The 26,747-nt window shown below is 68.1% G+C and carries 26 protein-coding genes; 18 read left to right on the top strand and 8 right to left on the bottom strand.

Going from position 1 to position 26,747, the window contains the following annotated elements; translation table 11 throughout:
* The first annotated feature begins 8 nt into the window (after positions 1–8).
* The 6 genes from cls (at position 9) to AC5P56_RS03595 (ending at position 6,953) form a co-directional block, all read left to right on the top strand.
* Positions 9–1,427 carry a cardiolipin synthase gene (gene cls, locus AC5P56_RS03620; RefSeq protein WP_014648869.1) on the top strand — a complete coding sequence of 473 codons (1,419 nt, stop codon included), beginning with the start codon at positions 9–11 and terminating at the stop codon, positions 1,425–1,427.
* Positions 1,428–1,472: 45 nt separating this feature from the next.
* Positions 1,473–2,894, top strand: a complete 1,422-nt coding sequence (locus AC5P56_RS03615) for an FAD/NAD(P)-binding protein (RefSeq protein ID WP_288495470.1) — start codon at positions 1,473–1,475, stop codon at positions 2,892–2,894.
* Between the two features lie 9 nt (positions 2,895–2,903).
* On the top strand, positions 2,904–5,096 hold the full coding sequence (gene uvrD, locus AC5P56_RS03610; protein ID WP_014648867.1) for a DNA helicase II: 2,193 nt from the start codon (positions 2,904–2,906) through the stop codon (positions 5,094–5,096).
* A 121-nt stretch (positions 5,097–5,217) separates the two neighbouring features.
* The gene (locus AC5P56_RS03605) at positions 5,218–5,544 is read left to right on the top strand and encodes a low molecular weight protein tyrosine phosphatase family protein (protein ID WP_032960648.1); all 327 of its coding nucleotides are present in this window, start codon (positions 5,218–5,220) and stop codon (positions 5,542–5,544) included.
* Positions 5,545–5,650: 106 nt separating this feature from the next.
* On the top strand, positions 5,651–6,205 hold the full coding sequence (locus tag AC5P56_RS03600; RefSeq protein WP_049442082.1) for a hypothetical protein: 555 nt from the start codon (positions 5,651–5,653) through the stop codon (positions 6,203–6,205).
* A 301-nt stretch (positions 6,206–6,506) separates the two neighbouring features.
* Complete coding sequence (locus tag AC5P56_RS03595; RefSeq protein WP_495231461.1) at positions 6,507–6,953, top strand: universal stress protein; 447 nt, start codon at positions 6,507–6,509, stop codon at positions 6,951–6,953.
* A gap of 168 nt (positions 6,954–7,121) precedes the next feature.
* Here the strand turns inward: AC5P56_RS03595 and AC5P56_RS03590 are convergent, their stop codons facing one another.
* Complete coding sequence (locus tag AC5P56_RS03590) at positions 7,122–7,406, bottom strand: DUF2782 domain-containing protein (RefSeq protein ID WP_014038952.1); 285 nt, start codon at positions 7,404–7,406, stop codon at positions 7,122–7,124.
* A gap of 97 nt (positions 7,407–7,503) precedes the next feature.
* On the opposite strand from AC5P56_RS03590, the gene polA reads away from it, so the two are divergent.
* Together polA and AC5P56_RS03580 are read left to right on the top strand one after the other, a co-directional pair.
* Positions 7,504–10,278, top strand: coding sequence for a DNA polymerase I (gene polA / locus AC5P56_RS03585; RefSeq protein ID WP_288495466.1), 2,775 nt, complete (start codon positions 7,504–7,506; stop codon positions 10,276–10,278).
* Positions 10,279–10,647: 369 nt separating this feature from the next.
* The gene (locus AC5P56_RS03580; RefSeq protein WP_014648862.1) at positions 10,648–11,127 is read left to right on the top strand and encodes a DUF421 domain-containing protein; all 480 of its coding nucleotides are present in this window, start codon (positions 10,648–10,650) and stop codon (positions 11,125–11,127) included.
* 44 nt (positions 11,128–11,171) lie between these two features.
* On the opposite strand, the gene AC5P56_RS03575 is transcribed toward AC5P56_RS03580, so the two are convergent.
* The 7 genes from AC5P56_RS03575 to AC5P56_RS03545 form a co-directional block, all read right to left on the bottom strand.
* The gene (locus tag AC5P56_RS03575) at positions 11,172–12,692 is read right to left on the bottom strand and encodes a hypothetical protein (RefSeq protein WP_180835580.1); all 1,521 of its coding nucleotides are present in this window, start codon (positions 12,690–12,692) and stop codon (positions 11,172–11,174) included.
* A 96-nt stretch (positions 12,693–12,788) separates the two neighbouring features.
* Positions 12,789–13,685: an oxygen-dependent coproporphyrinogen oxidase gene (gene hemF / locus AC5P56_RS03570; RefSeq protein WP_032960638.1), complete on the bottom strand. Its 897-nt coding sequence runs from the start codon at positions 13,683–13,685 to the stop codon at positions 12,789–12,791.
* Positions 13,686–13,738: 53 nt separating this feature from the next.
* Positions 13,739–15,352, bottom strand: a complete 1,614-nt coding sequence (locus AC5P56_RS03565; protein WP_241887616.1) for a hypothetical protein — start codon at positions 15,350–15,352, stop codon at positions 13,739–13,741.
* 37 nt (positions 15,353–15,389) lie between these two features.
* Complete coding sequence (locus AC5P56_RS03560) at positions 15,390–16,502, bottom strand: hypothetical protein (RefSeq protein WP_241887617.1); 1,113 nt, start codon at positions 16,500–16,502, stop codon at positions 15,390–15,392.
* Positions 16,503–16,536: 34 nt separating this feature from the next.
* The gene (locus AC5P56_RS03555) at positions 16,537–17,097 is read right to left on the bottom strand and encodes a hypothetical protein (protein WP_241887618.1); all 561 of its coding nucleotides are present in this window, start codon (positions 17,095–17,097) and stop codon (positions 16,537–16,539) included.
* Positions 17,098–17,127: 30 nt separating this feature from the next.
* Entirely contained in the window at positions 17,128–17,547 is a 420-nt protein-coding gene (locus tag AC5P56_RS03550) for an NUDIX hydrolase (RefSeq protein ID WP_032960632.1), read from the bottom strand.
* The gene (locus AC5P56_RS03545) at positions 17,544–19,913 is read right to left on the bottom strand and encodes a S9 family peptidase (RefSeq protein WP_241887619.1); all 2,370 of its coding nucleotides are present in this window, start codon (positions 19,911–19,913) and stop codon (positions 17,544–17,546) included. Before AC5P56_RS03545 ends, AC5P56_RS03550 begins: the two co-directional genes overlap by 4 nt.
* A gap of 161 nt (positions 19,914–20,074) precedes the next feature.
* Between AC5P56_RS03545 and AC5P56_RS03540 the strand changes: the two genes are divergently transcribed.
* The 10 genes from AC5P56_RS03540 (at position 20,075) to AC5P56_RS03495 (ending at position 26,726) form a co-directional block, all read left to right on the top strand.
* Complete coding sequence (locus AC5P56_RS03540; RefSeq protein WP_014648854.1) at positions 20,075–20,527, top strand: hypothetical protein; 453 nt, start codon at positions 20,075–20,077, stop codon at positions 20,525–20,527.
* A gap of 70 nt (positions 20,528–20,597) precedes the next feature.
* Complete coding sequence (locus AC5P56_RS03535; protein ID WP_005414880.1) at positions 20,598–20,927, top strand: hypothetical protein; 330 nt, start codon at positions 20,598–20,600, stop codon at positions 20,925–20,927.
* 37 nt (positions 20,928–20,964) lie between these two features.
* Positions 20,965–21,618, top strand: coding sequence for an RNA polymerase sigma factor (locus AC5P56_RS03530; protein WP_014648853.1), 654 nt, complete (start codon positions 20,965–20,967; stop codon positions 21,616–21,618).
* Complete coding sequence (locus AC5P56_RS03525) at positions 21,615–21,830, top strand: hypothetical protein (protein ID WP_014648852.1); 216 nt, start codon at positions 21,615–21,617, stop codon at positions 21,828–21,830. The genes AC5P56_RS03530 and AC5P56_RS03525 overlap by 4 nt, the downstream gene beginning before the upstream one ends.
* A 213-nt stretch (positions 21,831–22,043) precedes the next feature.
* A complete protein-coding gene (locus AC5P56_RS03520) occupies positions 22,044–23,441 on the top strand; it encodes a cytochrome ubiquinol oxidase subunit I (RefSeq protein WP_014648851.1) in 1,398 nt (465 codons plus the stop codon).
* A gap of 1 nt (position 23,442) precedes the next feature.
* Complete coding sequence (gene cydB / locus AC5P56_RS03515) at positions 23,443–24,456, top strand: cytochrome d ubiquinol oxidase subunit II (protein WP_032960627.1); 1,014 nt, start codon at positions 23,443–23,445, stop codon at positions 24,454–24,456.
* Positions 24,457–24,673: 217 nt separating this feature from the next.
* Complete coding sequence (locus AC5P56_RS03510) at positions 24,674–25,417, top strand: beta-ketoacyl synthase chain length factor (protein WP_014648849.1); 744 nt, start codon at positions 24,674–24,676, stop codon at positions 25,415–25,417.
* Positions 25,410–26,207, top strand: coding sequence for a lysophospholipid acyltransferase family protein (locus tag AC5P56_RS03505; protein ID WP_014038937.1), 798 nt, complete (start codon positions 25,410–25,412; stop codon positions 26,205–26,207). The genes AC5P56_RS03510 and AC5P56_RS03505 overlap by 8 nt, the downstream gene beginning before the upstream one ends.
* Complete coding sequence (locus AC5P56_RS03500; protein ID WP_005411610.1) at positions 26,194–26,451, top strand: phosphopantetheine-binding protein; 258 nt, start codon at positions 26,194–26,196, stop codon at positions 26,449–26,451. The genes AC5P56_RS03505 and AC5P56_RS03500 overlap by 14 nt, the downstream gene beginning before the upstream one ends.
* A gap of 17 nt (positions 26,452–26,468) precedes the next feature.
* On the top strand, positions 26,469–26,726 hold the full coding sequence (locus AC5P56_RS03495; protein WP_005411609.1) for an acyl carrier protein: 258 nt from the start codon (positions 26,469–26,471) through the stop codon (positions 26,724–26,726).
* The last annotated feature ends 21 nt before the right edge of the window (positions 26,727–26,747 follow it).

The following is a 26,747-nucleotide window of genomic DNA, read 5'->3' as shown; positions in this document are numbered from 1 at the left end:
GCGACACGATGCTGTTCGAGTGGTTGCTGGGTTCGTACCTGCTGCTGATCGACTGGCTGATCCGGCTGGTTGCACTGTGCTGGATCCCCACCCGCACCACGCCGGGGGCGGCGCGTAGCTGGCTGCTGCTGGTGGGCTTCGTGCCGCTGCTGGGCCTGCCGCTGTACCTGCTGTTCGGCCACCCATGGCTGTCGCGCGAGCGCATCCGCCGCCAGGCCGAGGCCTCGCAGGTCATCCGCGAGGAACAGGCGCTGCAGCATCGCCTGCGCTGGACACCGCAGCCGGACACCGCCAGCGCCGAGATCGTGCCGCTGGTGCAGCGCCAGGGCGACTTCATGCCGGTGCACGGCAACGCCGTCGATCTGTTGACCGACTACGACGAATCACTGCACACGCTGATCGCCGACATCGACCAGGCCGAAGACCGCGTGCACCTGCTGTACTACCTGATGTTCGACGACGCGGTGGGCGAGGCGATCGTCGAGGCCCTGCAGCGTGCGGCTGCACGTGGCGTGCAGTGCCGCGTGCTGCTCGACGCGGTGGGCGCCAAGCGCGGCCTGCGTGCCTATCGCAAGCGCCTGCAGGCGCGCGACATCGAAGTGCGCGCGATGCTGCCCGGTGGCCTGCGCTGGCGCCGCAGCGGGCGCATGGACCTGCGCAACCATCGCAAGATCGCGGTGATCGACAACGAAGTGGCCTATGTCGGTTCGCAGAACCTGGCCGGCCCGCAGTTCGTGCCTGGCCACCCGAACCGCGAGCTGGTGGCGCGCGTGCGCGGCCCGGCGGTGGCGCATCTGGAAGCGGTGTTCGCCAGCGACTGGTACATGGAAACCGGCCAGCGCCTGGACGTGATCGCCGATGTGCCCGAGTGCAGCGACGACATCGCCACCCAGCTGCTGCCCAGCGGCCCGGCTTATCCGTACAGCAACGCACGCGATGCGGTGGCGGCGCTGATCCACCTGGCGCGGCGCCGGCTGGTGATGGTCACCCCGTATTTCGTGCCCGACGAAGCCACGCTCAGCGCCTTGCGCATTGCGGCCTTGTCCGGCGTGCAGGTGCAGCTGATCCTCTCGGCCAGCAACAACCAGCGGCTGACGTCGTGGGCGCAGGAGGCCTACTACGACGAGCTGCTGCGCTGTGGCGTGCGCATCGCGCTGTACGAGCCGCAGTTCCTGCACGCCAAGCACATGAGCGTGGACGAGGACATCGCCGTGCTCGGCTCGATCAACATGGATATCCGCTCGTTCGCGCTGAATGCCGAAATCGGCCTGGTCTGCTACGACCGTGCGCTGGTGCAGCAGCTGTGCGCGATCGAGGATGGCTACCTGCGCGAGTCGCGGCAGCTGGACCTGCAGCAGTGGCGCAGCCGTCCCACGTGGCGGCGCAGCCGCGAAGGCATCGCACGGCTGGCCGATGCGTTGATGTGAAACGGCGGCAACCGCCCGCTTCGGCAATCCGGCCCGTCATCGCCGATGGCCTACAATCGGCGCATGACTGATTCACCGCGTAATGGCGAACTGGACCTGGCAATCATCGGTGGTGGTGCGGCCGGGGTGCTGGTGGCGATCCAGGTGTTGCGCCAGGCCCAGGCGCCGCTGGCGCTGGCCATCTTCGAACCGGCTTCGCAGCTGGCGCAGGGCATCGCCTATGCCACGCCGTGGCCGGAGCACCTGCTGAACGTGCCGGCGGCGAAGATGAGTGCGTTTGCCGACCAGCCCGGCGATTTCCTCGACTACCTGATGGCCGCCAACGCCTACCCGGGCGAGGCGCGCGAGGTGCTGGGCGAGCGTTACGTGTGCCGCCACTACTTTGCAGCGTACCTGCAGCAGCGCCTGCAGGAGGCCGCCGCGGCCAGCCCGGCACAGCTGCAGGTGATCGTGCAGCCGGTACTGGGCCTGCAGCCGGATGACCACGGCTACCAGCTGGCACTCGGCGATGGCCAGACGCTGCACGCCGCACAGGCAGTGCTCGCCACCGGCAACAGCATGCGGCCGCTGCCGGTAGCCGGTGCCGAGGCACTGCCCGCCGATGACGTGATCGAGGCCTGGGACTACGACGGCATACGCACCCTGGCCGGTGAGCAGGCCGTGGCCATCGTCGGCTCCGGCCTGAGCATGGCCGACACCGTGCTGGCGCTGGTTGCTGCCGGCCACACCGGCCCCCTGCACGTGATCTCGCGCCATGGCCTGCTGCCGCTGCCGCATGCGCATGGCGGCCTGCCCGCGTTCGACCCGGCTGCGCTGCTGCCGATGAGCCTGCGCCAGCGCCTGCGCGCGTTGCGCGGGTTCGCGCGCCAGGCGCAGGCCGACGGCCTGCCGTGGCAGGGGGTGATGGACCGCATCCGTCCGCACGGGCAGGCACTGTGGTGCAGCCTCGACGCGGCCGACCAGCGCCGCTTCCTGCGCCATGTGGTGCGCTACTGGGACGTGCATCGCCACCGCATCGCCGAAGAGGTCGACGCACAGCTGCAGGCGCTGATCGAAAGCGGCCAACTGCGTATTCACCGGTCCCGCCTGCAACGCATCGGCCGCGAAGGCGATGCCCTGCGGCTGTCGGGTCGCGACGCCTCCGGCAAGGATCAGCACTGGACGATCGGCGGCGTGATCAACGCCACCGGCGTGGAAACCCGCGCCAGCGCGCTGCGCAATCCCTTGCTGCAACAGCTGCAGAGCGATGGCCTGGCCCGCCCCGGCCCGCACGGGCTGGGCCTGGACAGCACAGTGCCGGGCGACCGCCTGCGTGCCGCCGGTGGCCAGCCGCAGGCGCGGCTGGGCGTACTCGGCAGCCTGCGCATCGGCAGCCTGTGGGAAAGCCTGGCGGTGCCTGAACTGCGTCAGCAGGCGCAGGCACTGGCCACCCAGGTGGTCGCAGGAGCCGCGACGGCGATGCCGTAAAATGGGGGCATGGATGTCTCCCACCTGCTTGATGGCCTGAACCCGGCCCAGCGCGAAGCCGTCTCCGCTCCCCCCGGCCACCACCTGGTGCTGGCCGGTGCCGGTTCCGGCAAGACCCGCGTACTCACCCACCGCATCGCCTGGCTGCATGAAGTCGACGGCGTGCCGACCCACGGCATTTTCGCGGTGACTTTCACCAACAAGGCGGCCGGCGAAATGCGCCACCGCATCGACGCACAGCTGCCCCATGGCAGCCGTGGCATGTGGATCGGTACCTTCCACGGCCTGGCCAACCGCCTGCTGCGCCTGCACTGGCAGGACGCGAAGCTGCCCGAAGGTTTCCAGGTGATGGATTCGGACGACCAGCTGCGGCTGGTCAAGCGCGTGGTGCAGGCGCTGGAGCTGGACGACGGCAAGTACCCGCCCAAGCAGATCGCGTGGTGGATCAACGCGCAGAAGGACGAGGGCCGCCGCCCGCAGCACATCCAGCCCGAACCGCACGACGCGTGGCTGGAGACCATGCGCCAGGCCTACATCGAGTACCAGGCGCGCTGCGACCGCGCCGGCCTGGTCGACTTCGCCGAGCTGCTGCTGCGCGCGCACGAACTGCTGCGCGACAACCCGGCGCTGCTGTCGCACTACCGCGCCCGCTTCCGCGAGATCCTGGTGGACGAGTTCCAGGACACCAATGCCATCCAGTACGCCTTCGTGCGCGTGCTGGCCGGTGATTCCGGCCACGTGTTCGTGGTCGGCGACGATGACCAGGCCATCTACGGCTGGCGCGGCGCCAAGGTCGAGAACGTGCAGGGCTTCCTGCGCGATTTCCCGGGCGCGCAGACCATCCGCCTGGAGCAGAACTACCGCTCCACCGCCAACATCCTCGGCGCTGCCAACGCGGTGATCGCGCACAACCCGGATCGCATCGGCAAGCAGCTGTGGACCGACAGCGGTGACGGCGAGCCGATCGACCTGTACGCCGCGTACAACGAGATGGACGAGGCGCGCTACATCGTCGAGCGCGCCCGCCAGTGGGTGCGCGACGGTGGCAGCTACACCGAAGTGGCCGTGCTCTACCGCAGCAACGCGCAGTCGCGCGCGCTGGAAGAGGCGCTGCTGAGCGAGCAGGTGCCGTACCGCGTGTATGGCGGCATGCGCTTCTTCGAGCGTGCCGAAATCAAGGACGCGCTGGCCTACCTGCGCCTGCTGTCCAACCGCAACGATGACGCCGCGTTCGAGCGCGCGGTCAACACGCCCACCCGGGGCATCGGCGACCGCACGCTGGACGAAGTGCGCCGCGAGGCACGCGCGCAGGGTATCTCGCTGTGGGAAGCAACGATGCTGGTCACCCAGGGCAACGCGCTGGCCGCACGCGCGCGCAATGCGCTGGCCGGCTTCCTGGGGCTGGTCAACGAGCTGCAGGCGCAGACCGTGCACATGACCCTGGCCGAGCGTGTGGACCACGTGCTGGCCCGCTCGCAGCTGCGCGAGCACTGGAGCAAGGAAAGCCGCAATGCGCTGGACTCGGAGTCGCGCACCGACAACCTCGACGAACTGGTCTCGGTGGCCTCGCGCTTCGTGCGCCGGGCCGACGACATCGAGGAAGTGGGCGAGGACATGGACGAGCTGGTCGCGTTCCTGGCCTATGCCGCGCTGGAGGCCGGTGAGGGCCAGGCGCAGGCGGGCGAAGAGGGCGTGCAGCTGATGACCCTGCACTCGGCCAAGGGCCTGGAATTCCCGCTGGTGTTCCTGGCCGGCCTGGAAGAAGGCCTGTTCCCCAGCGCACGCTCGCTGGAGGAAAGCGGGCGGCTGGAAGAAGAGCGCCGCCTGGCCTATGTCGGCATCACCCGCGCGCGCCAGAAGCTGGTGCTGAGCTATGCCGAATCGCGCCGCATCCACGGCCAGGACAACTACAGCCTGCCGTCACGCTTCCTGCGCGAGATTCCGCGCGAACTGCTGCACGAAGTGCGCCCGAAGGTGCAGGTCTCGCGCCCGGCTTCGATGGGCGCCAGCCGGGTGATGGGCCATGCCTCGATCGAGGCGCCGCCGGTCAAGCTCGGCGCGCTGGTTACCCATCCCAAGTTCGGCGAAGGCATGGTGACCGACTACGAAGGCAGCGGCGCGCACGCCCGCGTGCAGGTCGAGTTTGCTGATGCCGGCAGCAAGTGGCTGGTGATGGCCTACGCCAACCTGACGGTGATCTGATCGCCGTCGAGGGGTCGGATCCCTCCCGCAGGGAGGGCTCTGACCCCATCGCGGAATGCACGTGGTTGGGGCCGGAGCCTTTTCCGTTGGAAAAGGGCTCTGCCCCCATTAGGCTGCGCTCATGACCCGCAATGTGCTCTTCCTCTGCAGCCAGAACCGCCTGCGCAGCCCGACGGCCGAGCAGGTATTCGCCGATTGGCCGGGCATCGAGACCGCCTCGGCCGGGCTGCTGGCCGACGCCGAGGAAGTGCTCAGCCCCGAGCTGCTGCAGTGGGCCGATATCGTGTTCGTGATGGAGCGCGCCCACCGCAACCGGCTGTCCAGCCGCTACAAGGCCTGGTTGAACGGCAAGCGGGTGATCTGCCTGGATATTCCGGATGACTACGAGTACATGGACCCGGTGCTGGTGGAACTGCTGAAGCGCAAGGTCACGCCGTTCCTGCGTTGACAGGCTGTTGTAGAGCCGAGCCCATGCTCGGCTGCTTTTCCGGCCAGAAGCAGCCGAGCATGGGCTCGGCTCTACAATAGGTGGCACTTCTTCCAGGAACGCCCCCATGACCGAACCCACGCTGCACGTCACCGTGAAGTTGAACGCCCGGCTGCAGCCGGAGCACCGCCACGAACTGTTCGAGGATCCGCTCGACGCGCTGCTGCAGGCGGCCCAGGTGGGCGAGCTGACCGGCGGCGGCACCGCGATGTCCGACCTGGGTGAGGTCGAATACGGCGATATCGAAGTGGCACTGGTCGATGCCGCGGGCGTGCCGAAGCTGATCGACCTGCTGGAGCAGCTGGGTGCACCGAAGGGTTCGCAGATACAGGGCGCAGGCGAGGCCGATCGCAGCTTCGGCGTGACCGAAGGCCTGGGCATCTACCTGGATGGCCTGAACCTGCCGGACGAGGTCTACGAACAGTGCGATTCCAACCACGTGTTCGAGCAGCTGTCCGGGAACATCGACGGCCTGGGCGAGATCTGCAGCTGGTGGCAGGGCCCGACCGAGACCGCGCTGTACATGTACGGCCAATCGTTCGAGGCGATGCGCGATGCGATTGACGAGTTCGTGGCCAGCTACCCGCTGTGCCAGAACGCGCGCATCGTGCAGATCGCCTGAGCGACGTTGTTGTAGAGCCGAAGGTAGCGGCAGGAGCCGCTGCCAACGTCGCTTGCGACGGCCCGAAGGGTGCCGGTCAGGACGACCGGCATAGCCCATGCTCGGCTGCTCTTCCCGCCAGAAGCAGCCGAGCACGGGCTCGGCTCTACAGAAGAGGGCGGGCCGAGCCTGTCCCCCGGACCACGTGACGGTGCGCACACGCCGCTGCGCGGCGCCGGATTGATCCTGCTCAAGGCGCCGCCTGCACATACGGTGTGCAATGGTGTCGTTCCCATCTGGCAGACCGCCACGGAGCCCCACCATGTACAAGCGCATCCTGATTGCCACTGACGGGTCCGAACTGGCCGACGAGGGCCTGGCCAAGGGCTTGGAGCTGGCCAAGGACCTCAACGCCGAGGTCGATATCGTCACTGTTTCCGAGCCGTGGGCCGTCGGCATGTACGACGCCATGGGCTGGAGCGTGGGCTACATGAACAGCCCCGAATACAAGGCCGACCGCGAGGAAGGCGCGCAGAAGGTGCTGCAGCCGGCGCTGGCCAAGGCCGCCGAGCAGGGCATCACCGCCAACCCGGTGCACGTGCTGGACCGCTATGCGGCCGACGGCATCATCGAGACCGCCGGCGAGCGCAACAGCGACCTGATCGTGATGACCTCGCACGGCCGCCGTGGCGTGACCCGTGTACTGCTGGGCAGCCAGACCGCCGAAGTGCTGGCACGCAGCACGCTGCCGGTGCTGGTCATCCGCTGATCCATACCCGCTGATTCAAGCGTTCCCGGGGAGGGGACCCGACGCCGGCCGCAGGATGCGCGCCGGCGTTGTTTTTTGTGGGGGATCGGGGCCGTGCCGGTGGCTTCGAGGGGGTCAGAGCCCTTTCCTGTGGAAAGGGATCCGCCCCCGGTCACAACCCCGGTCACCTCACCAGCTGTACAGCTTCCAGTAGACCGGCGACACGCCGTCCTTGTCGTTGTCCATGCGGCCGTCGCCGTTCTTGTCGTACATGTAGAACGGGGCACCGCGCGACGGGGTCACCTTGACCATGCGCAGCTGGCCGGACACGCGGTATTCCTCGATGGTGTCACCGTTGTCCATGGTGCGCTTGGATACATCCGCGCCCTTGACGTCCACCGGGGGGGCGCCCGCGCCACCCATGCTGGCGCAGCCAGCGAGCAGGAGCAGGGAAGCCAGCATCAGGGTCTTCATCGGCGGGGCCTTTGCCTGGAAAGAGCCCTGATTATGCCCCATCGCGGTGTACGGGCCGTGTCGCCGCGGTGCAGGCACGGGCGCGTAGAATCGGCACATGAGCAGATTAGTCCTGATCGACGGGTCCAGTTACCTGTACCGCGCGTTCCACGCGCTGCCGCCCCTGTCCAATGCACAGGGTGAACCCACCGGCGCGCTGTTCGGCGTGGTCAACATGCTGCGTTCGACGCTGAAGGAGCGCCCGGCCTACGTCGCGTTCGTGGTCGACGCGCCGGGCAAGACCTTCCGTGACGACCTGTACGACCAGTACAAGGCCAACCGCCCGCCGATGCCCGATGAGCTGCGCAGCCAGGTCGAGCCGATGTGCCGCATCGTCGAAGCGCTGGGCATCAGCATCCTGCGCGTCCCCGGCGTGGAAGCCGACGATGTGATCGGCACGCTGGCCCTTCAGGGCCTGGCGCAGGACCTGAAGGTGACCATTTCCACCGGCGACAAGGACTTCGCCCAGCTGGTGCGCCCGGGCATCGAACTGGTCAACACCATGACCGGCAGCCGCATGGATTCGGATGCGGCGGTGATGGAGAAGTTCGGCGTGCGCGCCGACCAGATCATCGACCTGCTGGCGCTGATGGGCGACGCGGTCGACAACGTGCCGGGCGTGGAGAAGTGCGGGCCGAAGACCGCCGCCAAGTGGCTGGCCGAGTACCAGCACCTGGACGGCGTGATGGCGGCCGCGCCGGCCATGAAGGGCAAGATCGGCGAGAACCTGCGTGCCGCACTGGAGCGGCTGCCGCTGAACCGCGAGCTGGTGACCATCCGTACCGACGTGCAGCTGGACGCCAGCCCGACCACGCTGGCCCTGCGCGAGCAGGATGTGCCGGAGCTGACCGAGCTGTATACGCGCTATGGCTTCACCCAGGCGCTGAAGGAGCTGGGCGCGCCGGTGCCGGCACCGGTGGCCGCCAGCGAGGCGACCCCGAGCCTGCGCGGCACCGCCGCTGGCTTCGCCCGTGGCAGCGTCGAGGCGCCCGCCGCTGGCACGCTGGATCCGGCACTGTCCGCGCCGGGTGAGTACGAGACCGTGCTGACCGCCGAGCAGCTGCAGGCCTGGGTCGAACGCCTGCAGCAGGCCGAACTGATCAGCTTCGATACCGAGACCGATGCGCTGGACGCGATGCGCGCGCGCCTGGTGGGCATCAGCCTGGCCGTCGAGCCGGGCAGGGCGGCGTACATTCCGGTCGGCCACGATTACCCGGGTGCGCCGGCCCAGCTGCCCATGCAGCAGGTGCTGGACGCACTGCGCCCGGCGCTGCAGGACCCGGCGAAGAAGAAGCTGGGCCAGCATGGCAAGTACGACCTGCATGTGCTGCGCCGCCACGGCGTGGCGATGCAGGGCTACCACGACGACACCATGCTCGAGAGCTTCGTGCTCAATTCCACCGCCACCCGCCACGACATGGATTCGCTGGCGCTGCGTTACCTGGGCTACAGCACCATCAAGTTCGAGGACGTGGCCGGCAAGGGCGCCAAGCAGATCCCGTTCTCGCAGGTGGGCATCGACGAAGCCAGCCGCTACGCCGCCGAGGACGCCGACATCACCCTGCGCCTGCACCACGCATTGCAGCCGCAGCTGCTGGCCGAGCCGGCGCTGGACAGCGTGTACCGCAACATCGAGATGCCGCTGGTGCCGGTGCTGGCCAGCATTGAAGCCAATGGCGTGCGGATCGACACCGACGAACTCCGCCGGCAGAGCCAGGACCTGTCCTCGCGCATGCTGGCCGCGCAGCAGAAGGCCACCGAGCTGGCCGGGCGCAGCTTCAACCTGGATTCGCCCAAGCAGCTGCAGGCGGTGCTGTTCGACGAGCTGAAGCTGCCGGCGGTGGTGAAGACCCCGAAGGGCCAGCCCAGCACCAATGAAGAGGCGCTGGAGGCGATTGCCGACCAGCATGAGTTGCCGCGGGTGATCCTGGACTACCGCGGGTTGGCCAAGCTGCGCAGCACCTACACCGACAAGCTGCCGGAGATGGTCAACCCGGACACCGGCCGGGTGCATACCAGCTACCACCAGTCCGGTGCCGCCACCGGCCGCCTGTCCTCGTCGGACCCGAACCTGCAGAACATCCCGATCCGCACCGAGGACGGCCGCCGCATCCGCCGCGCGTTCATCGCCCCGGAAGGCTTCCAGCTGCTGGCGGCCGACTATTCGCAGATCGAACTGCGGATCATGGCCCACCTGTCCGAGGACCCGGGCCTGGTGCGTGCCTTCGAGCAGGGCGCCGACGTACACCGTGCCACCGCCGCCGAGGTGTTCGGGCGCACGCTGGAGGAAGTGACCCCGAACGAGCGCCGCGCCGCCAAGGCCATCAACTTCGGCCTGATGTACGGCATGAGCGCCTTCGGCCTGGCCCGCAACCTGGGCATCGACCGTGGCCAGGCGCAGGACTACGTGGCGCTGTACTTCAGCCGCTACCCGGGCGTGCGCGACTTCATGGAGCGGATGCGCCAGCAGGCCCGTGACCAGGGCTACGTGGAAACCCTGTTCGGCCGTCGCCTGTACCTGAACGACATCCACGCCCGCAACCAGGGCCTGCGTGCCGGTGCTGAACGCGCGGCGATCAACGCGCCGATGCAGGGCACTGCCGCCGACATCATCAAGCGCGCGATGGTGGATGTGGACCAGTGGCTGCGTGACAGCGGGGCGCCGGCACGGATGATCCTGCAGGTGCACGATGAACTGGTGTTCGAAACCGAAAGCAGTTTCGTCGAGGACCTGCGTTTGCAGGTGGTGGAGCGCATGTCGCAAGCGGCCAAACTGCGGGTGCCACTGGTGGTCGACACGGGCGTCGGCAACAACTGGGACGAAGCGCACTGACGGTGTTTCAGGCCGAAAACGACGTGAATTTGTTCATGAGTCGGGTGTTTCTGACTCGACCATGAATGTTGCCCCTATTGAAATTCATTAAATGGGGCCCCTTCACGAACCGTTAGTGTTCGAAGTGCTTCTATAACTCCCGACAGGCGCAACGCCTGTTGTGGATCTCTCCCATCCCCTGGAGCAGATCTCGGAACGGGGACTCCTCCCCAAGTGCCCGTTCCCCGGCCCCGTTGACCTCCCCCTGGTCAGCGGGGCTTTTTATTTGCGCCAACGGAACACACACTGGGGGTCAGATCCCTTTGCCCGCCGGGCAAAGGGATCTGACCCCAGATGCTAGGCTGGGCCACCGTTCCGCAGGGGAAGACCATGCCCGACCTGTTCGCCCTGGCCATGCCGTGGTGGGAATTCATCCTGCGCGCGGTGGTGGTCTATGTCGTGGTGCTGGGCATGGTCCGGCTGGGCGGCAAGCGGGCTCTGGGGCAGATCACGCCTTTCGACGTGCTGCTGATCGTGCTGCTGGGCAACGCGGTGCAGAACGCGCTGCTGGGCACCGACACCTCGCTGGGCGGTGGCCTGCTGCTGGCGGCCACCCTGATCGTGCTGAACTACGGGGTGGGCTGGTTGACCACCCGGAATCGGCGCATGGAGCGGATGATCGAAGGAGAGCCCACCGTGATCGCGCGTGATGGCCGGCTGTTGGAGGGCGTTCTCCGCCGCGAACTGATCAGCCGGGCCGATTTCGATGCCGCGCTGCGCCAACAGGGCGGGCTGCGGATCGAGGACGTGCAGATCGCCTTGCTGGAGACGACCGGGCACATCACGATCATCGCGCGGAAGAGCACCTGACCTCGTAGCGCCGGGCCCATGCCCGGCTCAACAGGTGCCTGGCCTCAGGGAGCGGCTTCAGCCTTCAGCGCCGGCCAGTTGCGCGTCGCGTCCACATCGCAGGCGACGTGGGTGCCCTTGCCGTCCTTCGCGCAGATCGCCGCCATGGCCTGCGGAATCTTCGGATCCGCGGTATGCGCATACACCGCGGCCATTGCCAGGCAACCTTCGCGCACACCCGCGCTGCACAGCGTCTGGAAGTAGGACCGCGATGCGGCCCATTGTTCGTTTTTGAACAGTGCCTCGCCGGCAACCTTGCAGCCCAGCAGCTTGCCATCGGTGCAGCAGGCCTTGGCGCCGTCCTTGCGGTCCAGGGTCGGGCAGTCCAGCGGCAGGGGGATCTCCACGAAGGCCACCGGCGGTGCGCAGCTGGCATTGCCTGAGCCCGGCTTGCGCTCGTAGTAGGCGAAGCGGTTGCCGCCGTCGACGCTGGCCAGGTTTCCGTTCTTCAGCGGCTGCAGTACGAAGTCGCTGCCGACGTCGCGATGGATGAGGATGCGCCCGTCCTGCAGGCTCGCGCGCAGGCGCTGGTCGCGGCCCCCGGCTTCCACCAGGCCACCATCGAGGAAGCGCAGCTGCGAGAGCACGCCGTACTCCGCTTCATAGCTCCCACAGGGCAGCGCGGAAGCCGGCACCGGGGCCAGTGCAGCGGCCGGTACCGAGGCCAGTCGGGCAAGCGCCTCGGCGCGGCCGCAGGCCACGCCCTCCGCGCGCTGGGCGCACGACAGCTGCAGCGCGTCATGGGCCTGCAACAGGCGCCCACCACTCCACAGCGCCTCGGCAACGTCGGCGCAGAACGCCTCGCCGTGCTGCTGCCGGCACAGTGCGGCCAGTTCATCGAGCTGCGCGGACGGCAAGACAGGGTCGTTCGAATGCTGCAGGCCGAGCACGGCCTTGCCCATCATCTCGGCGCCGACCACCTCGGCGATCGCCCTGCAGCCCTCGGCATTGAACGACGCCGAATCCTCCTTGCAGATCTCCGGCATCGGCGGCTCGGAACGTGCAGGCGCCGGCGCTGCGTCCTTGGCCTGCCGCTGGTAGGTCTCCAGCAGCTGCATGCAGGCCGCGCCCACGCCTTCGGCGCACCAGGCATGCAGCTTCAGCGGTTCGGCTTCCGGCAACGCCTCCAGGCACTCGGAGGTGTTCATTACGCAGCCGCCCTCGATGGGCTCCGGCATCGTCTTGCAGACGGCGGTGTGCTCGCGGGTGAATTCGCGATAGGGGGTGCTGATCGTGCGATCGTTGTCCGAGAAGTACCAGTTTTCCAGGCGGCCGGTGGACAGGTTGCCGGTGCCGAGCACGTCCTCCTGGCGGGCGATGCGCAGCTGCTCGGTGGCCTGGTAGGGGCCGGACAGGAAACCATGGCCTTCACTTTCGATGGTCAGCGTGGTGTTGCCGTCGACGTCCTTGTAGGTGCCGCAGGCCATCGATTGCGCGGCGGCCGGCAGGCTGGCCGAGGCCAATGCAAGCAACAGCAGGGAGCGCCAGCCCGCGGCGCGGGGGCGGAAGGGAACAGCAGCAGGCATGGGGTCATCCTTGAAGGAGGCAGTGCAGGGCCTGTCCGGCGCGGGGCGCACCACAGGCGTAAGAAGGCGCCACGGATCAGGCGTGGCGCCGGACGATCAGAGCCAGTCGCGTGGCACCAGGTAGTCGGCCAGGCGCGCCTCGGCGCTGCCCGCTTCCGGGGTGAAGCCGTACTCCCAGCGCACCCGCGGCGGCAGGCTCATCAGGATGCTTTCGCTGCGGCCACCGCTCTGCAGCCCGAACAGGGTGCCGCGGTCGTAGACCAGGTTGAACTCCACGTAGCGGCCGCGGCGGTACAGCTGGAACTCGCGTTCGCGCTCGCCATATGCGGCGTCCTTGCGCTGCTGCACGATCGGCAGGTAGGCGTCGAGGAAGCCATCACCGACCGCACGCAGATAAGCGAAATCGCGCTCGAAATCGCCGTGCAGGTCATCGAAGAACAGGCCGCCGACGCCGCGCGTTTCATTGCGGTGGCGCAGGAAGAAGTATTCATCGCACCAGCGCTTGTGCGCGGCATAGCGCTCGTCGCCGAACGGCGTGCACAGGTTGCGTGCGACCCGGTGCCAATGCTGCACGTCCTCGTCGAACGGGTAGAACGGAGTCAGGTCGAAGCCGCCGCCGAACCAGCTGGCCACCACTTCGCCGTCGCGCTGCGCCTGGAAGAAGCGCACGTTGGCATGGGTGGTCGGCACGTAGGGATTGAGCGGGTGGAACACCAGCGACACGCCGGTGGCGCGCCAGGAGGCGCCGGCCAGTTCCGGGCGGTTGGCCGAGGCCGACGGCGGCAGGCGGCTGCCGGCCACATCGGAGAAGCCGATGCCGGCCTGCTCGAACACCGCGCCGTCGCGCAGCACGCGGGTACGCCCGCCACCGCCCTCGGCCCGCTGCCACAGGTCTTCCTGGAAGCGGGCCTGGCCATCGACGGCCTCGATCGCCGCACAGATGCGGTCCTGCAGGTCGGTGAGGTAGGTGCGCACGCGCTCGAATTCGTTCATGGCGCTACTTTACCGCAGGGCCCGCCCGAAGCTGCGGGCAGGCCTTGGCCGGCTCATCGCTTGCGGTTGGAAGCGCGCGGTGCCGGAGTGTCCTCGGCCGTCGCTTCGTCCACCGCCTCCTGCAGGACACGGCCCAGCTCCAAGGCGCTCCAGTTTCCGGTGTCCAGCACGTCGCAGGCGACGTGGCGCCCGCTGCGGTCGGCGGCACACAGCCGCTCCAGCGTCGCATGGGCGTCGATGTCGCTGCTGCGGCCCTGCGCTGCGACCAGGTTTTCGCAGCCCTCGCGCACGCCGGCACGGCACACGGTGGTGTAGTGCTCTGCCGCCTGCCGCCACTGGCCGGACAGCGCAAGACGGTTGCCAAGAATGTTGCAGCCCTGCAGCTTACCCTGCGCGCAGCAGGCTTCGGCACCGCCGCTGGCCAGCGCCTGCGGGCAGTCCTGAGGCAGCGGCAGCACCGTGTAGTGTTTCGGCGGGCTGCAGGTGCTCGCGCCCTCGCCGGTCGGCACGAACACCTGGAAGCGTGTCCACGTGTCCAGGCCCAGCAGCTGGCCCCCGGGCAACGGCCGCAGCACGAAGTCGCCGCCCTTGTCGTGGCGGATGCGGATGTCGCCGTCTTCGACACGAGCACGCAGTTGGCTGTCCCAGCCGATGCCGACCCGTCCTGCATCGCCGAAGTCCAGCGTATCCATCAGGCCACCTGCGGCGCGGAAGGTGCCGCAGGGCAGCGCCGTAGCCGGCTGCGGCCGCAACGAGGCGCCCAGCGCCTGCAATGCAGGCAGGCGCTCGCAGGCGGCGCTTTCCTTACCGGGCGCGCACGCTGTGGTCAGTGCCTGCACCGCCTGCAAGGGGTCGCCGGATTCCCACGAGAGCTCGGCCACGCGGCTGCAGAAGCCGCCATGGCCGACCTGCTGGCACAACTGCAACAGCTGCTGGCGCTGCGCGGCCGGCACCACCACCGGCGTGGAGGGTGACAGCACGGAGCTCACGGCTTCGACCATCGCCGCACCCATCGCGGCCTTGACGATCTGCTCCTGCAGCGCCGGATCCGCTTCCAGCGCCGCTGCACAGGCCGGTGTCTCGTTGCTGAAGCCGCCATTCCGGCACGGCACAGGCAGTTCGATGCCGGCCAGTGCGGTATCGAGGATGGCCTGTTGCTGCGCCTCATCCGGCGTGGCCGGCGCCCTGGCCTCGTCATGCCAGCGATCGGCCAGCTGCAGGCACATGCCGGGCACGCCTTCCCGGCACCCTGCTTCCAGCGCGGCCGGGGGCGCTTCACGGCGGTTGTCCAGGCACGCCGCCGCATCGGCCAGGCAGCTGCCTTCAGCCGGCCTGGCTGCGGCGGCGCACTGTGCGGGGGCCTGCAGGATGTAGACCGTGCCATCCACCTCGACCGTGCGGCCACGATCGCGCACCTGCAACGCGCTGGGCAGGCCGTACTCCAGGTTCACCAGTTGCAGCTTTCCGTCGATCTGCTGGAACGCGACCGGAGACGGCGCACTGCCGAAGTGCTTCTGCTCGCCGCGGTTCGGTGAGCTGATGCGCAGCGTGCTGCTGCCTTCGTCGGCCTTGAACAGGCCGCATTGCGGTGACTGTGCGGCGGCCATCGGCGCGGCCAGCAGCAGCGCCCAGGCCAGCCAGCGGCGGCGCGGTGCGGGTGAATGCATGTCGTCTCCTTGACGATCGAACGGGAAACTCCAGGCGCTACGGCGAATCACGGCCCTCGCGCGGGGGCGTGCATTGTGCCGTGCCGGGCACCGGCTGGTAGCGCTGGTAACCGGTCTGCGTATCCATGCCAAGCAGGTCGCCGTTGCCCAGCTGGCGCAGGACAAGGGTTTCGCCGTCCTGCTGAAGGTGGATGGCGCCGTCATCCAGTCGGCCGCGCGTGCCATCGCCGAAGTCGAGCCTGTCGATCGCGCCGCCATTGGCCTGATAGCGGCCACAGGGCACTTGCTGGAGAGGCACGAGGCGTAGATCGGTGCCGAGTTCACGCAATGGCGCAATACGTTCGCAGGCACTGGCGCGCCCAGCATCGCAGACCACCTGCAGCGCCTGCACGGCCAGCGCGGGTTCCAGCGCGATCAACTGCTGCTCGGCAACCTCGGTACAGAAGCGACCACCACGGTGTTGCAGGCACAGCTGCTGCAGACGATCACGTGCAGCGCCCGGAAGCGGCGAATCCAGCGCGTCTTCGTCTACCTGTTGCAGACGTTCGCCCAATTGCTGCATGGCGGCAGCCAGCGCATCACTGGTTTGCGTCTCGCAGGCCTCCGGATCATGCCCAGGTGTGGGTTCGCGGCAGATGCCCGGGCGCTCGAAGCGGGCCGGGCCGGTGTCATTGGCTACTGCTGCGCTGTTCTCGCGCAGTTGTCGCAGCAGCGTCGAGCAGCCTGCGCCAACGCCTTCATTGCACGCGCGCAGGGCCTGGCCGGGTGAGGCCGTGGGCAGCTGCGCGATGCAGTGGCTGCCGGCGGCGCGACAGCTGCCGTCCATCACGCTGGGTTCGATGGCGCAGGCGCGGGAGTGGCTCAGCGTGTAGGTCACCACGTCGTCCTCGATGCGGTGCCCATCGGCGCTGATCCGGATCGGTTGCGCCACGCCATCGTCGAGCATGACCAACCGGGTCTGCGCCGCACTGCGATCGACCCATAGCGGCTCCCGTTCACGGATGTCGTTGTGGCGGTAGCCGCTGCTGGAGGTGGTGAACACGAGCGCCGTGCCGCCATCGGCGCTGCGGTATTCGCCACACTGCAACGCGTCGGCGCTGGCAGGCAGCGCGGCGAACAGCAGTGCGGGAAGAAGCATCAGCAAGCGCATGCGACAGTCCTTGTCGAACGGGGATCGGTAGAACTCAGTGGAAGCGCGAGCGCACATCCGGCCGCAGCAGGCGCCAGGCCAGCCAGCCCTGCAGGCCGAGAAGCACGAACGACATGCCGACCACGGTCAGCGTGATCAGCCAGCGTTTCAGATGCAGCTCCTGCAGCAGGGCCGGGTCATTGGCCAGCAGCGGAATGAAGTCGCCCATGAACAGGTCCAGCCACCAGGCGGCCGCGAAGTTGGTCAGGCCACTCAGCAGCAGCAGTACCACGAAGCTCCACAGGCCCCAGCGCCGTTCGCGCAGCAGGCCCCAGCTGGATACGGTCGAGGCCAGGCACAACAGCGCGACGACCATCGATGCGGCTACCGGGTGCGCCAGCAGCCAGATCAGGCTGTGCAGCTGCTGGTGCTGCACTTCGCTTTCCACCAGGCGCCACAGCGCGAGGTTGTGCAACGGCCACAGCACCAGTCCCTGCAGCACGAAGTAGATCGTCAGCACCAGTGACAGCCAGAACGAGGCCTGTGCGACAGGACGCACCCAGGCGTGATAGGCCGGGGAAGGCAGCGAGGGGATCGACGGGATCGACATTGACATCCGATGTCCTTGCAGTCGGCGCCCGCCTGCTCAGCGGGCCGTCACCCGGGTGGCGACCGCCGGCAGGATATGGTGTTCGCTCAAGGGTGCCAAGGGCAGGCCATGCGGTGGTTGCAGCGGCACCCAGGCCAGTTCGGCAATTTCGGCGCACGCCTGCGGCGTACCGTCCACCTGCACCCACCAGGCCTGGGCCTGCACGCGGTGGCCGGGCTCGTTCACCGCCCAGTCCTCGAACGTGCCCAGTGCGATGGCGGCACCGGTGCACAGCTGCACGCCCAGTTCCTCGTGCAGTTCGCGGGCCAGCGCCTGCAGCGGTGCTTCGCCGGGTTCGGGCTTGCCACCGGGCTGGATGAAGCGGCGGGCACCGTGCTTGCGCACCAGCAGCGCCCGGCCGCGGTCATCCAGGATGACCGCGGCCACGATCCGGATCATGGCCGCGGCGTTGCTCACTTCAGGTTCTGCTCGAACAGCTTGAGGATGCGCTTGTACTGGTCCAGCCAGGAATCGGCACGCACGTAGCCGTGGCGTTCCAGCGGGTACGGTGCGATCGACCAGTTGTCCTTGTGCAGTTCGATCAGGCGCTGGGTCAGGTTCACGGAGTCCTGGAAGAACACGTTGTCATCCATCATGCCGTGGGCGATCAGCAGGTTGTCCTGCAGGTTCTGCGCGTACTCGATCGGCGAGGACACGCGGTACGCCTCCGGATCGATGTCCGGGGTGTTGAGGATGTTGCTGGTGTAGCCGTGGTTGTAGTTGTGCCAGTCGACCACCGGGCGCAGCGCGGCGCCGGCCTTGAACGTGCCCGGCGAACGGAACAGCGCCATGAAGGTCATGAAGCCGCCGTAGGAGCCGCCGTAGATGCCGGCGTGGTCACGGTCGCCCTGCTGGGTGTCGACCAGCCAGTCCAGGCCGTCCTTGTAGTCTTCCAGTTCCGGGTGGCCCATGTTGCGGTAGATGGCCGTGCGCCAGTCGCGGCCGTAGCCCTCGCTGCCGCGGTAATCCATGTCCAGCACGATGTAGCCCTTCTGCACCAGCAGGTTGTGGAACATCTGCTCGCGGAAGTAGGCCGGGTAGCGCTGGTGCACGTTCTGCAGGTAGCCGGCGCCGTGCACGAACATCACGATCGGGTACTTCTTCCCCGGTTCCTTGTTTTCCGGCTCGTAGTACTTGGCCCAGACCACGCCCGCACCGTGCCTGGACGGTACCGCGACCAGCTTCGGCTGGATCCACTGGCGTGCCTTGTAGTCGGCGGTGCGGGTATCGGTCAGCACGCGTGCCTGGCCGCCGGTGCTGGGCAGCACCGCCAGCTGCGGCGGCAGGTAGGCACCGGAGTAGCGCACCAGCAGCTGCTGGCCGTCCGGCGACAGCGAGAAATCCTCCACGCCATTGAGGCTGGTCAGCTCGCGCACCTGGCGGTTGCCGGTGTCGACCGCGCAGACTTCGTAGTCATGCGGCGCCTGCTGGTTGCACAGGAAATAGAAGCCCTTGCCATCGGCCGACGGCACCGGTGCCGAGGTTTCCCACTTGCCGCTGGTCAGCGCCTGCGGCTTGGCGGTGCCGGCCTGGGTGTACAGGTGCGAGAAGCCCGATTCCTCGGACAGCAGCCACAGCGTGCGGCCATCGGCCATCCAGCCGAAATCGTTGAAGCCCCAGTTGATCCAGGCGTTGTCGGTCAGGCGGTGGCGGTTCTGCACGCGGCCGTCGGCGGCGTTGACGCTGATGATCCAGCGGTCCTTGTTGTCGTTGGCACGCAGCATCACCGCGGCCTGCTGGCCGTCGGCGCTCCAGCGGATGCCGCCGCCCATGAAGTCGCTCATCACCTGCACGCTGCGCTCGCCCTTCAGCGCATCCTTGCCGGCCTTGCGGCGCAGCTCGGCCAGCGGGTCGGTGCTGATGCCCGGCAGGCTGGACAGCGAGACTTTCTCGGCCTTGCCGGTGCGCACGTCCACGTACCACAGGGTGTGTGGCTCGAAGCCGTTGCGGCCGACGCGGGTGCGGGTGTCCTCGGTTTCCTCGTAGCCCGACTCGGTCACGTACAGCGGCATCTTGCTGGTGCGGCCGTCGTCGAAGTCCTTCGGCTTGGTCACCACGATCAGGTGGGTCAGGTCCGGCGACAGCACGCTGTCACCGATCTCGACGTCGGCGCCCAGGTACACCGGGCCCGGTGCGCGGGTCGGGTCGGCCTGGCGCCAGCGCTGGTCCTGGTCCTTCAATGCTTCGCGCTGGTCGCGGTCGCGGCGCAGGGTTTCCAGCGTGCGCAGCTGCTGGTCGCGCAGCACGTCGGCCTTCGGCGGCGTACGCGGGTCCTTCTCGGCCTTCAGGCTGGCCACCTGCTGCACGCCGCTGGCGGCGGTCCAGTGGAACCAGTTCTGGCCGACGCGCCAGATCACGCCGTTGTCGGCAGCGAAGTTCACGTTGCCCGCGCGCTCGTTGCTGCGGGTCAGCTGGGTCAGTGCGCCGCTGCGCAGGTCGCGCACGAACACATCGCCATTGCGGACGAAGGCGCTGCGGCTGCGGCTGCGGTCATAGACCGGCTCGGCCACGTCCAGGGTGCCGCGCTGGTCATCGGCCACCTGCGCGGCCACGCCACCGGCCACCGGCTGGCGGAAGGTATCGCGTACCGGGCTGCCGTTGCGCTTGAGCTGGTACTCCACCTGCTGGCTGTTCCACGACCACCAGGCCTTCTCGACCGGCGGACCGATCCAGTCCGGGTCGGCCATGGCCTGTTCGATGGTGATCGGCGTCGGCGCGGCATGCGCAGCCGGTGCGGCCAGCACGGCCGACAGCAGGAGGGACAGGGGCAGCACTCGGGACATGGGCGGACGGCACCAGTAGAGGAAACCGGGCAAGCGTAGCAGCCGCACGGGCCCGGGGCAGGGGCCACAGGTCATGGCAGCGGAATCGGCAAAATGGCCCCCTCCAGGTCGCTGCGACGGCGTGTGCGGCATGATGGCCATTCCGTTCGGATGGAACCGATATGTACTGCTACGACTACAGGATCTCGCTGCGCGTGCAGCACCCAACAGAGGCCGGCGCCGGGATTGCCGCCCGGCTGGATCTGGAACCGGCGTTTTCCCGAGACGTCGGAACCGGATACCGGGATCGCGACGGCAGCCTGATCAGCGGGCATGCGGAGACCCGCGTGGTGTTCGTACTGGAGAGGGGCAAGGACGGCTGGCTGATGGATGCCTGGCCGGCGTTGGTCGATCTCCTGCGGGCACGCGCCGATGTGATCGGGGAACTGCTGCAGGAGGGGGCTTCGATCGGCGTGCGTGTCGGCATCTTTGGAAAGACCGCATGGGCGGGTTTTGTGCTGGATCAGCAGTTGCTGCGACTGTTGGCGGACCTGCAGCTGGGTTTCCAGGTGGAGACCTATTTCCCGGACCCGGCGGACACGCCCGGCGCCAGCGACGAGGTGGCAGGCAGCTAGTGCAACCGGTTGCCGTGGTCGCGCATCCATTCTCCTGAACCCGCATCATCCATCGAACAGGAGCCCGACCATGCAGGAACTGATCCCGATCACCCTCTTCATCTGCATCGCCTACGCGATCCATGCCATTGCCGATGCGCGCGCGCGCAGCAAGCTGGTGGCCCCGCACGTGCCGGAGGAAGTGATCCGCTCGCTGGCCGTGCTGGAAGAAGAGCGGCGCCGCCAGGGGGCGTTGCGCTGGGGCATCAGCCTGGTCTGCCTGGCCCTGGCCATGGCCCTGCTGGAGGCCATCGGTGCGCGTGACCTGACCTTCGGTGCCGCTGCCGCGCTGGTCGGCAGTGCCGGCCTGGGCCAGCTGCTGGCCTGGCACTTCACCCGTCCTGCCGCACGCAAGGGCTGAGCCGGCGCATGCCACGGGCACAGGGGGCGCCCCGCGCATGAGCCTGCTCGGCGAAGCGCTGTCGGCACTGCGGGGCCGTCGCCGCGAGGATACGGCGGCGACGGCGGCGCCCGCCAAAGCGCTGGACGCGGACCAGGCCCTGGTGCGGGCCATCATCGATGGCTCGCAGTCGGCCTTCGCGCAACTGGTTGAAGCCCACCAGCGCACCTGCGCGCATGTGATCGGACGCATGGTGGGCGACCGCGACCAGGTGGCTGACCTGCTGCAGGAAACCTTCCTGGCCGTGTTCCGCCAGCTGCACCGGTTCCGCTTTGAATCTTCGTTGCGTACCTGGGTTTCGCGGGTGGCCTACACCACTGCACTACAGCACCTGCGCCGGCGGCGGCTGGAGGCGCAATGGATGGTGGCGGTGGAGGTGCCGGAGGAACTGGGGATCGGCGATGAAGGCCCCGGGCCCGCCGAGTTGAGCGAGGCGCTGCAGGCCGGGCGCCAGCTCGGCGCGGCACTGGAACGGCTGAGCGCGCCGCAGCGCCTGATCGTCGGCCTGCATTACCTGGAGGATTTCGATCTGGCCGAGATCGAGCAGGTGACCGGACTGGCACGCGGTACCATCAAGAGCCACCTGCACCGCGCGCGCCAGGTCCTGAAGCAGGAACTGACGCGGCATGCCACTGCCGGAGAGCTGCTGTGAACCCACCCACCGATCCTCGCGATGCGGAAGCGCGCGTGCTGGCACAGGCGTTGCGCGAGCAGGCGCAGCAGGAAGCAACGCCGGATGTGAGCGAGGCGCTGCAGAAGCGCATTGCCGCTGAGTCGCGCGACGGTGGCGTGGGCTATGTGGTGGTGCAGGTGCTGTTGTTTGGCGCGCTGCTGGCTGCAGCGGCCTGGTATTTCTGGCTCTGAGGCGCCCTCCGGGCGGTGGGCCGTTCCAGTCGCCGTTGGTAGATGCCGACCTGGGTCGGCGTTTGGGCGTGTGTGCCAACCAAGGCTGGCAGCTACCAGAACGGTTGACCCCTGCGACAAAGTGAAGCAGCGCGTCACCCGGTCGCATCCCACCTTAACGAAATCCTCCTAAAGTGGTCCGGTATCCCACCGGTCGCAGGCAGGAGGCGTCCCTTGGACGCGTTGTTGTTGTCCCGGATCCAGTTCGGATTCGTCATCAGTTTCCACGTGCTGTTCCCGGCCTTCACCATCGGCACGGCCAGCTGGCTGGCCTTCATCGAATGGCGCTGGCTGCGCACGAAGTTGCCCGTGTGGCGCGAGCTGTATTTCTTCTGGCAGAAGATCTTCGCGGTGTCGTTCGGCATGGGCGTGGTCAGCGGCATCGTCATGGCCTTCCAGTTCGGCACCAACTGGCCGCGGCTGAGCGAGGTGGCCGGTACGGTCATCGGCCCGCTGCTGACCTACGAGGTGCTGACCGCGTTCTTCCTGGAAGCCAGCTTCCTCGGCGTGATGATGTTCGGCTGGGGCCGGGTCTCGCCGCGCCTGCATTTCCTGTCCACCTGCATGGTGGCGCTGGGCACGCTGTTCTCCACGTTCTGGATCCTGTCGTCCAACAGCTGGCTGCATACGCCTGCCGGCTACGAGATGGTCAACGGCATCGTGCATCCGGTGGACTGGTGGCAGGTGGTGTTCAACCCCTCGTTCCCGTACCGCCTGGCGCACATGGCACTGGGTTCGTTCATCACCACCTGTTTCGTGATTGGTGGCGTCGGTGCGTGGTACCTGCGCAGGGGCACGCACGTGGAAGCGGGCCGGCGCATGCTGATCGCGGCGGTGGCGTTCGCCGCACTGACCGTGCCGGTGCAGATCTTCGTCGGCGACATGCATGGCCTGAACACGCTCAAGCACCAGCCGATGAAGATCGCGGCGATGGAAGCGCACTGGCATGAAACCGAGGAAGGCGAGGGCGTGCCGCTGGTGGTGTTCGCGCTGCCGAACGAGAAGGAAGAGCGCAACGATTTCGAAGTGGCCATCCCGAAGCTGGGCAGCGTGATCCTCACCCACAGCCTGGACGGCACCTTCGACCCGCTGACCTCGGTACCCGCCAGCGAACGGCCGCCGGTGACGCCGGTGTTCTTCGCCTTCCGCATCATGGTCGGGCTGGGCACGCTGATGCTGCTGCTGGCCTGGGTGTCGGCCTTCCAGCTGTGGCGGAACAAGCTGCTGGATTCGCCGTGGCTGCTGCGCGGCTGGAACTGGATGCTGCCCAGCGGTTTCATCGCGCTGCTGTCGGGTTGGTTCGTTACCGAGATGGGGCGCCAGCCGTGGGTGGTGTATGGCGTACTGCGCACCGCTGATGCGGTGGGCCCGCAGAGTGCGTGGATGACCGCGCTGTCGCTGGGCGTCTATGTGGTTGGCTATGCCTTCGTGTTCGGCTGGGGTATCTGGTACCTGGTGAAGATCCTGCGCCACGGGCCGCAGCCGTACGCCGAGGGGCCGTCGCTGGACCATGGCAGCCATACGCCGGCACGCCCGCTGTCGGCGGCCGACGAACCGCTGGAGGAGCGCTGACATGGACCTGATGACCTGGCTGCCGGTGGCGTGGTTCGCGGTGATCGGCTTCGGCGTGCTGATGTACGTGGTGCTGGACGGCTTCGTGCTCGGCATCGGCATCCTGGCCCCGTTCGCCGAGGACGAGGAGCAGCTGGACCTGATGATGAACACCGCCGCGCCGATCTGGGACGGCAACGAGACCTGGCTGGTACTGGGCGGCGCCGGGCTGCTGGCGGCGTTCCCGAAAGCCTATGCGGTGCTGTTGTCGGCGCTGTACCTGCCGGTGCTGCTGCTGGTGGTGGCGCTGGTGTTCCGCGGCGTGGCGTTCGAGTTCCGCTTCAAGGCACATCGTTCGCGCCGCCTGTGGAGCGTGGGGTTCGGCCTGGGCTCGCTGCTGGCCACCTTTGCCCAGGGCGTGATCCTGGGCACGCTGGTGCAGGGCATCCCGCTGGTGGACGGTGCCTACCAGGGCGGCGCGTTCGCCTGGTTCAGCCCGTTTGCGATGCTGACCGGTGCCGCGCTGGTGGCCGGCTATGCGCTGCTGGGCAGCACCTGGCTGATCCTGAAGACGGAAGGGCGCGTGCAGGCGCTGGCGCGGCAGATGACCCGCCCGCTGGTGGTGGCGGTGATCGCGGCGATGGGCCTGGTGAGCAGCTGGCTGCCGTTCCTCGATTCGCGGTTGATGGACCGCTGGTTCAGCGACGGCAACTTCTGGTGGCTGTCGCCGGTCCCGCTGCTGACCCTGGCGGTGGCGGCCGCGCTGTGGCGCAGCGCGACCCATCCGCGCCGCGACCTGCCGCCGTTCCTGCTCAGCCTGGCCCTGTTCGTGCTCGGCTTCCTTGGCCTGGTGCTGGGCATGTGGCCCTACCTGCTGCCGCCGTCGATGACCCTGTGGCAGGCCGCCGCGCCGGCCTCCTCGCTGGGCTTCACCCTGGTCGGGCTGGTCATTCTGCTGCCGGTCATCCTCGGCTACACGGCGTGGTCGTACCGGGTGTTCCGCGGCAAGGTGCACGCCGACACCGGTTACCACTGATCGTTTGAATGCGGGGCCGGCCGGTGCCGGCCCCCGCGTTGGGGAATGTGAAACCTGCACACCCCGCGCAGGACGTGCTAGCGTGCGCTCCTTTCCGGCGGCCAGGGGGGCAGCCGGCGACGTCCTGGACGGACGCACGGCTGCAGGAATGGGGGGCCGCCGCGCGTCGCCGTAATGGCTCGTGCCTATCGTTCTCCCGTTGAAGCACCATCGCTAAATGATCGAATTCTCCATCGTCGACTGGGCCGCCTGGGCGCCCGGCCTGAGCGAGCGTAGCCAGTGGCTGGGCTGGGCCGATGCGCCGTATCCGCCGCAGGGCGAAGACACGCCGGCGTTGGCCGAGATCCCGGCGATGCAGCGCCGCCGCATCGAGCGGCTGGGCCGGATGGCGATCCAGGCTGCCTGCTGGTGCGAGGACGGGCAGGGCGCTGACAGCCAGGTGCCGCTGGTGTTCGCCAGCCGCCACGGCGACGTGGCCCGTTCGATGGACCTGCTGGGGGCGCTGGCCAGCGATCAGCCCCTGTCCCCCACCGGGTTCGGCCTGTCGGTGCACAACGCGATCGCGGCGCTGTACTCGATCGCCCGCGGCCACCGCGGCAACTACCTGGCGCTGGCCGCCGGCCAGGCCACGGTCGAGACCGCCTGCCTGGAGGCCGCCGGGCTGCTGGCCGATGGTGCCCGCGAAGTGCGGGTGGTGGTCTATGAGTCGCCGCTTCCTGAAATTTACGCGACGTTTGCCGACGAACCCGACCCGTTCTTTGCCTGGTGCTGGCGTTTGACCGCGCCGACAGCGGGCCAGCCGACGCTCTCGCTGCAATGGGAGGCGGCGCCGGAGGCCACCGCCACCGCCCCGGGCACGCTGCCGCACGCGCTGGACCTGCACCGCTTCCTGCTGTCTGGCGCGCCGGCGCTGGAGCACGTGGCCCAGGGCCAGCGCTGGCGCTGGGGACGCCGTGGCTGAGGCGCTGCGCCGCCTCGATCATGCCTGGCGGGTGTTCGGCACCGGCCTGAGCTTCGCCGCATTTGGCGTGGGCGGCCTGCTGCTGGGCGTGCTGGTGATGCCGGTGTTGCTGCTGATGCGCGACCCGGTGGTCCGCCGCCGCCGGGCCCGCCGCGTGGTCCAGGTCGCCTTTGCCAGCCACCTGCGCCTGATGCGTGCGCTGGGGGTGATGACCTACCAGATCGAGGGCGGGGAACGCCTGCAGCGCGACGGTTTGCTGGTTCTGGCCAATCACCCGACCCTGATCGACGTGGTCTGCCTGATTTCGCTGCTGCCCAACGCCGATTGCGTGGTGAAGCGGGCCGTGGCCTGCAACCCGTTCATGCGCGGCCCGGTGCGGGCGGCCGGCTACATCGCCAACGATGACGGGGCCGGCCTGGTCGACGACTGCGTAGCGGCGGTGCATGCCGGCGGTACCCTGGTGATCTTCCCGGAGGGCACCCGCAGCGTGCCGGGCCAACCGCCGCGGCTGCAGCGCGGGGCCGCCAACATCGCCGTCCGCGGCCGGCTGGACATCACCCCGGTACGGATCACCTGCACCCCGCCCACGTTGACCAAGGGACAGAAGTGGTATCGTGTCCCCTCACGTCGCTTTCACGTTCGGCTGCAGATCGGCGAAGATATCCCGATCGCGCCCTTCCTGGCCGATGACGACTCGCCAAGGGGGGATGCCTTGGCAGCACGCCGCGTCACCGAGCACCTTTCTCGTTATTTCGACCTGTCTGGAGATCCGCCCCGTGCAAGCACTTGAGCACGAGATCAAGGAATTGATCATTTCCTCCCTTTCGCTGGAGGACATCACGCCGGAGGACATCGATCCGACCGCGCCGCTGTTCGTCGAGGGCCTCGGCCTGGATTCGATCGACGCGCTGGAACTGGGCTTGGCGCTGCAGAAGAAGTACGGTGTCAGCCTCTCGGCCGATTCAGAAGAAACCCGTCGCCATTTCTCCAGCGTGCGCGCGCTCGGCGAGTTCGTCGCCGCCCGCCAGTCGTAACGGCGCCAGGAATTGCCATGACCAAGAATGAACTGTTCGAACGCATCGTCAGCATCCTGACCGACAGCTTCGAGATCGAAACCGCCCGGATCACCCCCGAGGCCCGCCTGTACGACGACCTGGACATCGACAGCATCGATGCGGTCGACCTGATCGTGCAGCTCAAGCCGCTGCTCGGCCGCAATCTGCAGCCGGAAGCGTTCAAGGCCGTGCGCACCGTGCAGGACATCGTCGATGTCGTGCATGGACTGCTGCCGGACCAGGCAGCCGCCTGACCGCAGCGCCGGCGGCTTCGC

It is taken from the genome of Stenotrophomonas sp. YJH_SMC_131 (assembly GCF_059367975.1).
This window is presented reverse-complemented; position numbering and strand designations above follow the sequence as displayed.